Source organism: Cecembia rubra (assembly GCF_003014575.1).
Classification (GTDB): domain Bacteria; phylum Bacteroidota; class Bacteroidia; order Cytophagales; family Cyclobacteriaceae; genus Cecembia_A; species Cecembia_A rubra.
The window spans coordinates 83,126-97,207 of the sequence record NZ_PYGF01000011.1 but is presented as its reverse complement, the minus strand read 5'-3'; the positions used below and the strand labels follow the sequence as shown (position 1 = coordinate 97,207).

The window sequence follows — 14,082 nt, the reverse complement described above, 5'->3', positions numbered from 1 at the left end:
TAATTAGGTCATCAATATCTAGCCGTTCTAATCAACAACTTGAATTTTCATCAAAAAATCCTTTCCATTTTACCATATAGTAAATAATATCCTGGCCTCTTTATTCCTCTTTAAAAATGCCAATGAGGATCATCTTTTCTTCAGAGATGCTGCAGCTTCCAAAATCTATGTGTTTGACCGACAAGGAAACCCCATCCATGAATGGGCCAAAGAAGGAGATGTGCCCGGGGCATTCAGCATGATCGCAGACAACCTATCCTTAACGCCTGAGGGAAATGTGGTAGTGACGGATAAATTTTTTGGGCTAAGGGTCTTTTCTCCTGCAGGAGAATTACTTTTTCAGGACAGGGTTTTTCAACCCCAAACAAGCATCCACGCTGGTGTTAGTATTTTCAGGAAAAACCAAGTTATCCAGAAAAACGGAAAGAGCTATGTGCTCCACCATTTAAACCTGATGGATGAGGTGCAAGAGGTGGGAACTGAGTTTTTCCAAAAGCGAAGAAACCTACTGCTCACAAATCTTGAAAACCGGGAAACAAAGCAAATCCTCCCCTTTCCTAATGACAGTAAGTTTCTATCTGGAAAGGCTTTTCCATATAAAGATTCCAGAATCCAAAGGCAAAAAAAACGCGGATTAAAAATCCGCTGTATCAGTTCTCGAAATTACAAATTTCGGAAAGCCTTCAGAAATCCGACTTCCGCAATCCGAAATTCTTGCTTCTTGTCTCTTGTCTCTTGTCTCTTAGTCTAACCTCTTGCTTCACTCATTTGACTCTCGTTCCCCGTTTCTCTCTTCTTGGGTCTTGTGCCTTATGTCTTATTTCTAGCCTCTCGCCTCTAAGCATCACCTTTTTCCTTCCCAAGGTACATACACCACTTTTTTGGTATCAAAAAATTCTTCTTTGAAAAAATCGTCCAAATGGTAGGTCACATAACTGACCGGTCTTTCTTCCATTTCCTCATCCACTTCCCCACCTTTTAGCAGAAGGATACCATTTGGAAATTCATTGAAGTCCTCTTTTTTAAATTTTCCTTTGACCCAAGGGTAAAAATTGGCAAATCTGGTCACCGCTCTGCTTACTATGAAATCATATTTCCGGACCAATTCTTCCGCCCTGGTCTGTTGCGCTTCAACATTGGATAATTTCAGTGCCCTAGCAACTTCCTTGACTACTGTGATCTTTTTTCCTATTGAATCTACCAAATGAAAATGGGTATCTGGGAACAATATTGCCAAGGGAATACCAGGAAAACCGCCTCCTGTCCCTATATCCAATACCTTTGTACCCGGCTGAAACTCCATCACCTTAGCAATGCCCAATGAATGCAGCACATGCCTTTCATAAAAATGCTCCATATCCTTTCTGCTGATCACGTTGATCTTCTCATTCCAATCTTCATAGAGGGGCTTAAGTCTGGCAAATTTATCTTTTTGATCTTCAGTAAGCTCAGGAAAATATTTAAGTATTATATCCATGTATAAGGTCTCTTTCCTCCAAAAATACGCAAATAAATGAAAAGACCTGTCAGGAATAATATGCTGACAGGTCTTGAAGGCAGGTAAATCCTTTGCTCTACTCTTTTGTGTGAGCTAAGTTATCCCCTTTGGTTTTAATCTTCTCATTTAAATACTCTCCAAGCTTTTTTCCCTTTTCTGATCCATTTACTATAGCAGGCATGTAGTGAATCCCTCCATAAAGTCTACTGATAGCGGCTTCATCTGCAGCAATTCTGAAGGAATCAAACTCCCTGATAGGTAGGCCATATGCGACTTCAGTAGAATCAACAAAATGGAAAGGCTCTCCAAATAATCTGGTAAGGGTTTCCGCTGCTGCATTAGAGGCTACGCTATGACCACTGGTGTACTCTGGAAAAGGAGGGGTCTGCAACAAAGGCAACCATTCCTCATCTATGTACTTGTTGATATATGTTTCCGGTCTGATAAGCCTGCTTCTGTATTTTTCATCCCAGCATGCAATAAAGGCATCAAACAAGGAAATACTGGTGTAAGCCAAGGTTTCTGCCGTGCCTTTCCAATCCTGCTTGGCAGTTTTAGATGCAATAGCAGCAATTCCCATCCAATGTCCTCCAGGGGTGATTTTTTTCTCAGCAAACATCACATGGCCTTTTACATTCACTTTATATGGATTGCAATCCCAGAAAAAGGCAATGTCTTTCTGTTCCTTGGTCAGGTTCTTCACCACTGTAAATACTTCATTAGCCTCTTTGAAAAATTGGCTATTCGCGTCAGTGGAAAAATCAGTAGGTGGAGGGGATTGAAACTGATTGGACCGCTCCATGACAAATGGCCTGATTTTGTTCCAATGGGGTTCAATTCCTTCCATATAAGCTGGAGGGGTTGGCTGCCAGGAATAGGCATCATTGGTAACCGTATATTTTTCAAACGAACGGCTTTCGTGGTAATTGTCCTTTTTGGCATAGGCGATCACATGGGCGGCAACTTCCTCTCCCAATGCCACTGATCTGTCAAAGATTTTTTTAGGAACTCCCTTATTCCTGATTTCCTGAAAAGCCTTTTCCTTGTGCGTCTGCATCAGGGCTTCTGAAAAAATCATGGCAGTTCCCACTTTATAATATGCGGATAAAGCTGCCAAAGGGTAATAGATATCCCCATCAGTATCAAAGTCCTTTTTATCAAATCCATTCAATTGCCCCATTAAGGATTTGTATGAAGGGTCAGCCAAAGCCACGACTTCAAATGCTGCTATGGAAGGATAGGCATAAATCCTACTTGCGACAGGCGGGGAAAAGATGTCATGGATGATGACATCTGTCAATTTCAATTGGGCCGCTATCTGATAACTACCATCTGTTATGGCATCTTGATAGTCTTGGTTTTCCTGGCAGGCAAATCCTACCAACATCACAATGGCCAGGATTAAACTTTTTATGGTACGCATGATTCTCAGCAATTACTAAGCTTATTTTCTTCTAATTTAACAAATCCCTGACTATTAATGGAATCGTGAAAGGAGGATGCGGGGTTTTTCAAAGCCAAAACTATGAAAAATCAATAAATTTCAAATTTTCTCCGGGTTTTTAATTTGATGATTTTTGACATACTTTAACAGAGCTGCCTTATGGCTTCAACCTAAAAAATACAGGTTTACCATTGTTCCTGACGCCAATCAAATGCTCCTCCCCATTTATCCTTATCTTTTTTATATGCCTATACTCTCCCCAATAATGTTTGGCTTGCAAACTTAAAGATTCATGAACAAACTCATCTCCTGTCCATCTTAACAAAACGAATGGCTGGGCCATTTTCTTTCCATAATCCGTCCTGAAACCGGAAAAATTCCCCACTCCCATCACATATGTACTGCCATTTGATGAAAAAACAACAAAATCTCTGATAGGACTGAACTGTATCTCGATCGGTAAGGCTGTTTTCTTCTTATTTCCTAAATCGATAAACAAAGAACGAAATTCCTTTGCCTTAGATATGCTGGCTTGGCCCATTTGTTCTTTTGCCAGCAATCCCTTTGGCTCTTTCAATTGAGCATACTTTACATAACTTTCATGCCTCCTTTTCAAATTGGGAATCTGCCTGATGAGATCATCCCTGGTAGCAAAGGGTACCAGATAACCCTCCATAAAATGAAATAGCAATGGATCCTCCTGACCGTTGCCATCAAAGTCTCCATGAAAGAGTTGTGCAGGCTCTTTTTCTGAAACTTTCAATTTGCTATTTAAACCCAAATTGCCCAAAAGCAATCCCTTATCTTCTCCATCAAGGCTAAATACTTCCATTCCATAATACCATCCCTCAGCCGCCAAAGGAGCAGTTTCTTTATAAGTCCCATCGGATTGTTTACGGTAAACCACCACAGGCATCCACTCTCCTGTCAAAATCAATTCTTTTTCCCCATCCCCATTAATATCATTCCAAAGGGCCCTTTGTACCATACCTGGACGAAAATCCTCCCCAAAATAGGAAGGTGTCATTTCTATAAACTTGCCTTTGCCATCATTAATGAGTAAATAAGATCTGGGCTTAGCCCCATAATTCCCTGTAACCACAGAAGAACCAACAAATATATCGATAGCTCCATCCCCATTCACATCATGAAATGCAATTGTGGAGGTGTTTTCTCCAATTGGAGGAAGGGAATTTATAGAGAATCGTAGATTCCCTTTCCCATCGTTAATAAATACTCTGTCAAAATTGAACACTTCTCCGGAAATAGATTCATTGCCTCCACTTCCTACATACAGGTCCAAAAATCCATCTCTGTTTAGGTCAATAAACTCCGCAACCACGTCTTCGGCCATTTTGAGTTGCTCAAATATGGGGTTTTGTTGAAGGACAAATTTTCCGTCAACATGTTGCAAATACAATGCTCCTGCCTGCCCTTTGGCCCCTCCTAGGTAGATATCTTCCAGGCCATCCCCATTGATATCCCCGACAGCCAATGCAGGACCTTCTGTGGCAAATCGGCGTGGCATGAGGTATTCCCTTCTGAATTCATCAAAATCCAGGTTTTCATCATGCTTCCAATCCAAACCCAAATCAACAACTTCCAAAACATTGGAAATTTTGCCTTTTGGCATCTCCGAATTTCCACCTTGGCCTTTTACCAGTTGATGCCTTTTGTTGATAGTAAGAGATCCGTAATTCTCCACTTCTCCAGCACCCCAGATCACATATACTTCATCAATATGATCAGCATTGCCCAAGCCAAAAGTCAATACTGTAGAGGTTCCTGATTGAAAACCCCGTGATGTACTCAATACCTGATAGTAGGTTTCTCCTGCTGCCAATACCCAAACCTGCGCACCAATCCCATACAGGTTGAAGCGATCACCTTTAAGTTCAAGTTGTACAAAGGAATTGCCCGATTTCTCAGCATTATTCCGGTAAATAAAAGCAGGCTGATCAGTATTGTTGACCACTAAATCCAGGTCCCCATCATTATCCAGGTCGGCATAAGCAGAGCCATTCGAATAACTCAGTTGATCCAAACCCCATCGTTTGGCCACCTGCTCAAATTCGAGATTGCCCTTATTTTTAAAAGCAAAATTGGCCAACTTGACGGTGGGAAGCATGTCTATCTGCCTTTTTTGGACCTCTTTTTCGGTCAATTCAGGAGTAGGTTCCTGACTATATTGAATAAAATCCAGGTCATTGGGTCTTTTGACAATCCCATTGGTCACGTGGATATCTTTGAATCCATCATTGTCCATATCAAAAATCAATGGTGACCAGCTCCAATCAGTTGCATACGTTCCTGTCAGCAAGCCTATTTCGCTGAATTTGCCATCTCCCCTGTTCAGCTGTAAATGATTCCGTACATATTGGTCTCCGTAACCCAACCTCCTTTTGATATCAAAAACCTCTTGTTTGTCTTCTCCCACAGATTTCATCCATATCTCAGGATCCCGGGGCAACATATCCGTAGTAAAAATATCTGGCAGGCCGTCATTGTTGATATCAGCCAGGTCATTGCCCATACTGTAACGGCTGGTATTTTCTATGTACTCCTTAAGCGATTCAACAAAAGTACCATTACCCTTATTGATATAGAGGTAATCATCCTCTGTAAAATCATTGGAAACATAAATATCCATCCACCCATCCCCATTCACATCAGCTATTCCAACTCCCAAACCAAAACCCAAACTGGAAGAAAGAATTCCTGCTTCCTGACTTACTTCCACCATGCGCTGCTCACCCTGGGCTACTAGGCTTTTGAAGAGTTTGTCTCCCCCCTTTTCATCCTGATTGGTAAACTTAGTATCAGCATGTGAAAAAACTTCCGGCTTTTTTATTGAATGGTTCAAAAGGTACATGTCCAGATCCCCGTCATTGTCATAATCAAAAAATACTGCATGCGTGGAAAATCCTATGAAGTCAACACCATATTTCTCTGCTTCTTCTGTAAAAGTAAGGTCTCCTTGATTGATGTAGAGTTTGTTTTTTCCTTTAAGCCCCTTGTAATCTCCTACCTGACAGACATATATATCCAAAAGACCATCCCCATTGACATCGACCATAGTCACTCCGGTGGACCAGCCACCCTCCCCTGTCACTTCAGCTGAGAGCGTAATATCTTCAAACCTAAAATTTCCTCTGTTTAAATACAGTTTATTCTCTCCTTGATTGGAAGCAAAATAAATATCCACCAGCCCATCATTATTGATATCCCCCAAGGCTACCCCTCCCCCGTTGTAAAAATAGAGGTACTCTAAGATATTCATTTCCCCGGTAGAGATCAGATTATTGCTAAAATCAATACCAGTTTCTTCGGCAGAAAGCAAGGTAAAAAGGGTTTCCTGCTTGGGGGTGGAACAGGATACCCCGATGATTATCAAAAGAAAACTGTAAACCCTCCTCATTCCTTAACTTTCCAAAATTCAATGGGGGCGTTGTTCTTTACCACCATTAGAATTTTGGCCCCTTTCAATTCCACCAATTGTAAATCCCTGATATCTCCTTGGAGCTGAAGCCCGTGTGTCCTATTGGGGATATATGCGAAATCCCCTTTTCCATCTCCTAACAAAACCTCCCCATAGCTGCCGTCATATTGGCCAACCTGTGGTTGCGCCCCGCTTAAATTTCCTGCCATAATCAAGTCGTCCGCACCATCCCCATTGAGGTCTGTGACCAAAACCGCATACATCCAACTTCTCTGGGCTTCCCTTGGCAATGCTTTTACCTCAAATTTGCCTTCCCCTTGATTGATCAAAATCGCAGAAGAAAGGAAATTAACTTCCTGCATTACCGCATTTTTGAGCTCCTGAGGAGTGAAAATATCCTCCATGTATTTATCATTATAAGCGCTGTATTTCAAAAACCGCTTTTTGATAGAAGGTACTTGTTGTTCCAGCTGATGCTTAAGCGTAAATGGCACATGTCTTCCTCCTTCTTTTTGGACGTATAGGTGCTCTACGGAGCCATTTTGATCAAAATCATTAACAAACATTCTGATCGGCCTTTCCTGATTGGCTTTAAACCTTGTATTCAAACCATGGTTTCCCAAAATAAAATCTACTTTGCCGTCCCCGTTGAAATCCCCTGTAGCTATAGCCTGATACCAGCCCTTGTACTGCTGCATTTCAGGCATGGCTATTTTTTCAAGGCCTTTGCCTGTATTTCTAAGGAAAGTTGGCGCCATCCATTCTCCTACTAAAATCAAATCCTCCTTCCCATCTCCATCATAATCAACCACAGCTGCATCGGTAACCATCCCAATTTCATTTAAACTTGGGGCAAACTGAGCCGTTCCTTCTCTAAAAGTACCTTTACCATCAGAAATCAAAATTTGGGAATTTGGATTTACCCCATAAAGAAAGGGCACTACCCGCGATCCTACAAAAAGATCCTTAATCCCATCCCCATTTACATCGATCAGGCGGACTACTGAACTGCTGTTCTTAAAATTAGCAAGCCCACTACTTTCTGACTTGGTAAAATTACCTTTGCCATCATTGATATATAAACGATCGGAGAGATCCAATGCACCAAATCCAGATTCGTTGCCTCCGGAAGCTACAAATAAATCCAAATGCCCATCCCCATTGAAATCATGGAATACGCCGTGGGTGTCTTCTGAAAATCGGTCTGCAAAAAGGGATTCTTGAACAGTTTTCCTGAAAGTTCCATTAGTTTGTTGTATGAAAAGCTGTCCGGAAAAGCCTTTACCCCCACCTAAATAAACATCTTCCAATCCATCTCCATTGACATCTCCCCAAATAGCTTTTGGCCCCTCTGTGGAAAGCATATGGTAAGTCAGTCTGTCCCTATCAAAATCTATAAATTGGTTATCCTTGTGAACGAAATCCAGAATCTCATTAGATGCTTTTTGGAAAATCTGTCCCTGGGGTTCTTTGAAAAAGATAAATCCGGCAGGAGGCTCAACTGCATCACTCCAATTCAATTCCAAAATCTGGTTCACTCCCACATCATTTAAAATGGTAATCTTGCCATCAGGCCATCTTACCTGAACCTCATTGATTTTATCAGCTTTTCCCAATCCAAAATTCAACCTATAGTCCACTGAAGACTGAAAACCTCTATTGGGCATTTGCTCCTGGTACAATTGCTGATCTCCTATAAGTAGGCGTACCTGAGTACCGATAGCTGAGGTATTTGCACCCTTTCCTTTCAGATGAACTTTCAGATAATGATTCTCCGGTAGAAGTTCCAAGCTCTTGTTTTTGAAAATTAGAACTTCACTGTTCACATTGTTGATCACCAGGTCCATTGCTCCATCATTGTTCAGGTCTCCATAAGCGGAGCCATTGGAATGCACAGGATCTCCCATCCCCCACTGATGGATGACATTTTCAAATTCCAGGTTACCTTTATTTTTAAAAGCATAATTGGAAACCGGATTGATAGGCATTGGATCAATCAACTTCCTGTAATCCACCCCATCCTGAGAAATGATAGCCCTTTTGGTTTCCTCATTGTCAATGAAATTCAGGTAATCCAGATCTGTCAGGTCTTGGTAAATGCCATTTGCAACAAAAATGTCCTTCAAACCATCATTGTCCATATCAAACATCAAAGCCGCCCAACTCCAATCTGTAGCCTCTACATTTGCAAGACGGCCCATATCTGAAAAAGTACCATCTCCATTGTTGACATGGAGCATATTGCGGTTATATTGGTAATGATAACCATGTTGCACATTGAACTGAAACTTGTCCCAACTCTCAAAAGTAGTGATCTGTTTGAGCCTTTGGGATGACTCCGGCAACATATCGGTGACAAAAATATCCAAATACCCATTGTTATTGATATCCGCGATATCAGCCCCCATGGATGCCGCTGAAGTTGACCTCATGTAATCTGTCAGGCTTTCGGTAAAAGTGCCATCCTGATTGTTGATATAGAGGTAATCCCTTTCAAAGAAATCATTGGAAATGAAGATATCCATCCAACCATCCCGATTGACATCTCCGATGGTGATTCCAAGACCAAAGCCAATTACAGATCCATAAATACCTGCTTCTTCTGAAACATCTGTAAACCTATCCCCATCATTTCTAAAAAGCTTATCCCCCCCCACTGGATCTCTTCTTGGTCTTTCATTTTGCATTTTATTGAAGCTACCTATAGCTTGATAGCTGTTGTTCAATAAGTACACATCAAGGTCGCCATCATTGTCATAATCAAAAAATACTGCGTGAGTGGAAAATCCCTGATCTGCCAAACCGTATTGCTCGGCCATTTCCGAAAATGTTCCATCCCCGTTATTGATAAACAACTCATTTTGTTTATTGTCTCCTTTGATGTCTCCTGAATTGCATACATAGATATCCAACCAACCATCCCCATTCACATCCGCCATAGCTACCCCTGTACTCCATGCCCTTGTGCCGGCTACCCCTGCTTCGGAGGTAATATCACGGAACTTAAAGTCTCCTTCATTCAGGTACAATTTATTTTCTCCCTGATTGGAAGTCAGATAAATATCAATCAGGCCATCATTATTGACATCTCCAAGAGCCACTCCTCCACCATTATAAAAATTCCGATAGGTGAAAATATTGAACTTCTCATCGAATTTGAGATCATTCCGAAAATGAACTCCTGAATAAGATGATTCAACTTTTTCAAATAGAAAATCCTTATTTTCTGTTTCCTTTTCTTGGCAGGAAATCACCATGATGGAAAGCAAGCTTCCCACATAAATGCTATTTTTAAGCTGCTTCATCATTCTTGTTCATTTCAGAGAGGTCCTTCACCCTAAGGTCAAGCATTTCAACTCTTATAGTGGTTAAGTTTTTTTTGAACACCCTAATCAACCGGTTGCCATCAATTTTCACAAAGGCAGAGACCGAACGATCCCTATTGGCTACCTCAAAAAAACCTTCCCCATACCATTCTTTCAACAAGCCCAATACATCTTCCAACAACTTCTCATTGGAGTACTCCTCATTCCCCGGAAACCAATTGGGATAACTGAACTCCATAGGCATATAGTAAAGCTTGTTATCTTCAAATTGGGGATAAAAATGCATTAAGGCATCTTTACCTGATGGCATAACAGGTTTATACTGGACTTGGAGATAATGGGCTCCATTGGTCAAGACACCATTTTTATTGTGTTCCCAACAGGTAGTAAAAAACTCTTTCCTTCCCATTCCAAACCTTAAGTCAAGAAAAAGCTCCTCAACCATTTTGCCAGATGCCAGTTCTTTTTCTTTTATTCTCTGATATTCCGATTTAGGCTGACAGGCCAGCAGCATCAGGCTCATCAATCCCATCAACATTTTACTGCTATTCATCTTATCGAATCTCAAAATATACATCCTCTTATTAATCTATATTTGCACTTCAAGCTTTGAAGTCCCTAAACTTAATCCCTCTTATCGGGCAAATCAAATATTTCTACCTTATCATTATTCTTTGCAACAATCAGTGCTTTGCCTTTTGCAGTTTCGATTACCTGCAAATCCCTGATTTCTCCCCTGACAAATAAGCCGGATTTTTCAACAGGTACTACTTCAAGTGAATAAATATCCTCACCTCCCATCAAGTGCCATCCGAAGCTTCCCATATTAATGCCTAGTTCGGGCTTGATTCTGCTATGGTTGCCGCCCATAAATAAATGCATTTTTCCTTGCTTGTCCTTCCAAGTTGCAAAAGCATAAACAGGACTGGCCTGAACCAATTGGGGTAAATTCCCTTTTACAAACTTGCCATCTCCTTGATTGAGGAAAATAGAAGTCTCTAAGTTATGAACTTCCAACACCTGGCTTTGAGTAAGTAATTCTTCAGGAAATAAATCCCTCATCGTTTTGTCCTTGTAAATATCGTAGGAAAGCAATTGCTTTCTTAATCCAGGCAATTGTTTCAGGAGAGTAGATTTAAGAACCAGCGGAAAAGATTTCCCTGATTCATATTGGGTCAAGATCTGCTCAATACTTCCATTACGATCAAAGTCATTGACATACAAATTCATAGGTTCTTTAACAGTGGCTTTCAACCGGGTGTTGATTCCCATGTTCCCTACCAATAAATCCGGCCAACCGTCCCCATTTAAATCGGCCACATGAACGGTATTCCATAATCCTCCGGTTTTCCCAAAGCCAAATTCAACAGATACATCCTGGTATTGTCCATCCTTTTTTTGAAATACTTTGATCGGCATCCATTCCCCTACGATAACTAACTCTTGTATTCCATCCCCATTCAGGTCTCCTACCCACGCATCCCTTGTCATTCCAAGCCCTTTTAAACCAGAGGCCAACTCATTGGTTTTATCAAGGAATTTGCCATCTCCCTGGTTTTCTAAAATCACTACATCCCCTGCAACTCCATAAGCAAAAGGAATGGTCCTTGTACCTACCAGCAAATCAGGCGCACCATCTCCATTATGGTCAAAAACCCGGACAAAGGAAGAACTTTCAAAACGCATGGGCAAGTGATCCACCTTTCTTTCAAATATCCCTTTCCCGTTATTGATATACAATCGGTCTTGGTAATTCGGGTTACGACTACCAAACTCCAAGCTTCCGCTTAGGACATATAAATCCAAGAATCCATCTGAATTGGCATCAAAAAATACAGCTCCCACATCTTCGGACAATTGATCTTCCTCAAAGACCTGATGGAGGATAAAATCACCATTGGGCTGTTGCAAATGGATGACTGATGCCTGCCCTCGTGCTCCTGGTAAAAAGAGATCATCCAATCCATCTCCATTGATGTCCGCAATAGCCAGTTTGGGTCCTTCATTCGAAATCATATGGAAACGTAACCTGTCCCTGTCAAAATCTATAAAATCACTTTCCTGATGTTTCCAGGGAATCCTGGATTGAGATTTCTTTAATAATCTTGTATGGGTAGGACCTTTAAATACTGCTTTATTTTCCTCGGCAGATTCTGGATCCAATACCAAGACTTGATCAGCCTCGACACTTTTGAGCACCGTCAATTTGTCATTGGGCCAAAGGATATGCACAGAGTCCAGGCGGTCAATATTTCCCAAACCAAAATGTAGGCGGTGATCCACGGAGGACATATAGCCCTTTACTGGATTGTGCTCCGCAAAAAACAAATGATCGCCCTTATACAAAGTCACCTGTGCACCAAATTGCCCGGAAAGTTCAAATTGCAGAAAGTGATATCCATTAAGCTCACGGCTATTATTTTTAAACAAAAAAACTTCCCCATTGAGGTTATTGATCACCAAGTCAAGGTCTCCGTCATTGTCCAGATCTGCATAAGCCGCCCCTGTAGAAAATGTGAGCTGACCCATCCCCTCAGCTCCGGCGATATCTTCAAAATGGAAATCCCCAAGGTTTTTGAAGAGATAATTCCTTAAGGGATTGGAAGGGAACTCATCGATCATTTTGGTCAGTAAAATCGAATCCTTCTTGAATTGGGAAATGAGATTTTGGTTGTTGACATAATAATCGACGTAATCAAAATCAGTAAGGTCTTTTACAATGCCGTTGGCAACAAATATATCCCTTAGGCCATCATTATCTGCATCAAAAATCAGAGCACCCCAAGACCAATCGGTAGCATGCACCCCTGATTGCCTAGCAACATCAATAAAGTGGGGAAGATCGGAATCGGGCTGATAGCCCAAGTTTCTTTGAAGGGTATTCCGTGTAAACTGGTGAAAATAGCCTGCCGTTACATTGGCCTGATATTTATCCCATTCTTCAAAAGGTGTTTTGGTTTTGACACGTTCCATATTGGCAGGGAGCATTTCCGTTACAAAAATATCCTGCCAACCATTGTTATTCAGATCTGCAATATCAGCCCCCATAGACCCCATACTGATTTCCGTAATCATTTCTTCTAAGGCTTCTCTGAAGGTTCCGTCTCCCTTATTGATATAGAGGTAGTCTTTTTCGAAAAAATCATTGGATACATAAAGGTCCGGCCAACCATCTTTGTTGATATCAGCCACCGTCACGCCCAGGCCATAACCAATGGCGGACCCGTAAATTCCAGCTTCCTCACTGACATCGATAAACCGCCCTCCATCATTTCGGTACAGTTTGTTACCTCCAAAAGGGTCCCTGATATCCCTTTGACCAATTCTTAAATCATTGACTCCGATGGATCTGGCCGAATTGTTCAGCAGGTACATATCCAAATCTCCGTCCTTATCAAAATCAAAAAAAACAGCATGCTGGGACAGGCCTTCATCAGCAATGCCAAATTCTTTTGCCATTTCGGTAAAGGTCAGGTCTCCATTATTGATGTAAAGTGAATTATGACGCTCCGATCCTCCTAGTGGACCGGATTTACAGATATAAATGTCAAGGAGCCCATCCCCATTAACGTCCGCCATAGAAACACCTGTGGACCAGATGCCTGGCACTGCCAAACCTGCCTTCTCGGTTATATCTTCAAATTGGAAATTTCCTTTGTTCAGATAAAGTTTGTTGGAAGTTTGATTCCCAGCCAAAAAAATATCCACCAAGCCATCATTGTTGATATCACCTAATGCTACCCCAGCACCATTATAAAAGTTTCTAAAAGTGTAGGGATTGAACTTTTCATTGTATACCAAGTCATTCCTAAAATCAATCCCTGTCCAGGATTTATCCATGAGTTCAAAAAGTACAGGTCTATCCTCCTTCTTTGAACAAGAGATAGCTGACAATAATAAAAGGAAAATGAAAATCGGGCGAATCAAGGTTATTGATGAATTAAGCTTATGCTGTTTGGGAACACTAAAATACCTCGGTTAAACCAATTTCAAAAATCTGTCAGGTTTGTTTCAAACTCATTCGCTGAATAATCAATTAGCGAATGGAAATTGGGAGGTTTTCTATCAATAACAGATTACCCGACTTCGTCACCTTGAGATATTAAAATTTAGTATTTGCAGAAAAGGTTATGAAATCACTTGAACCGCCTACCTGATCCTACACAGATGGAGAAGGAACTCCTCATTTTTGTGCGATTCTTCCTTCGAAAGTGACGCACATTTCTGTCTTTGTTAGAGAAGCGAATGACGCTCCACAAGATATCTTAACCCCTTATGAACTTTTTCCAAATTGATAATAATCATCCATAGTACCTGAATTTCCTTAAATTAAAAAGAAGTGCACGGTGGTGCACTTCTTTTTCTAATTGTATGA

7 protein-coding genes are annotated in these 14,082 nt (G+C 41.1%); 1 reads left to right on the top strand and 6 read right to left on the bottom strand.

Annotation, left to right across the window (positions count from 1 at the left end):
- The first annotated feature begins 169 nt into the window (after positions 1 to 169).
- A complete protein-coding gene (locus tag CLV48_RS16750; RefSeq protein WP_211299963.1) occupies positions 170 to 751 on the top strand; it encodes a hypothetical protein in 582 nt (193 codons plus the stop codon).
- A 93-nt stretch (positions 752 to 844) separates the two neighbouring features.
- Here the strand turns inward: CLV48_RS16750 and rsmG are convergent, their stop codons facing one another.
- The 6 genes from rsmG to CLV48_RS16720 all read right to left on the bottom strand — a co-directional run bounded on the left by rsmG (position 845) and on the right by CLV48_RS16720 (position 13,547).
- On the bottom strand, positions 845 to 1,477 hold the full coding sequence (gene rsmG, locus CLV48_RS16745; RefSeq protein WP_106568436.1) for a 16S rRNA (guanine(527)-N(7))-methyltransferase RsmG: 633 nt from the start codon (positions 1,475 to 1,477) through the stop codon (positions 845 to 847).
- 97 nt (positions 1,478 to 1,574) lie between these two features.
- A complete protein-coding gene (locus CLV48_RS16740) occupies positions 1,575 to 2,921 on the bottom strand; it encodes a vanadium-dependent haloperoxidase (protein ID WP_106568435.1) in 1,347 nt (448 codons plus the stop codon).
- A gap of 178 nt (positions 2,922 to 3,099) precedes the next feature.
- Positions 3,100 to 6,360 carry a VCBS repeat-containing protein gene (locus CLV48_RS16735; protein WP_106568434.1) on the bottom strand — a complete coding sequence of 1,087 codons (3,261 nt, stop codon included), beginning with the start codon at positions 6,358 to 6,360 and terminating at the stop codon, positions 3,100 to 3,102.
- Positions 6,357 to 9,638 carry a VCBS repeat-containing protein gene (locus CLV48_RS16730; protein ID WP_425430717.1) on the bottom strand — a complete coding sequence of 1,094 codons (3,282 nt, stop codon included), beginning with the start codon at positions 9,636 to 9,638 and terminating at the stop codon, positions 6,357 to 6,359. Before CLV48_RS16730 ends, CLV48_RS16735 begins: the two co-directional genes overlap by 4 nt.
- Before the next feature lie 34 nt (positions 9,639 to 9,672).
- Positions 9,673 to 10,260 carry a hypothetical protein gene (locus CLV48_RS16725; protein WP_245889593.1) on the bottom strand — a complete coding sequence of 196 codons (588 nt, stop codon included), beginning with the start codon at positions 10,258 to 10,260 and terminating at the stop codon, positions 9,673 to 9,675.
- Positions 10,261 to 10,331: 71 nt separating this feature from the next.
- Positions 10,332 to 13,547 carry a VCBS repeat-containing protein gene (locus CLV48_RS16720; protein WP_106568432.1) on the bottom strand — a complete coding sequence of 1,072 codons (3,216 nt, stop codon included), beginning with the start codon at positions 13,545 to 13,547 and terminating at the stop codon, positions 10,332 to 10,334.
- Between the last annotated feature and the right edge of the window lie 535 nt (positions 13,548 to 14,082).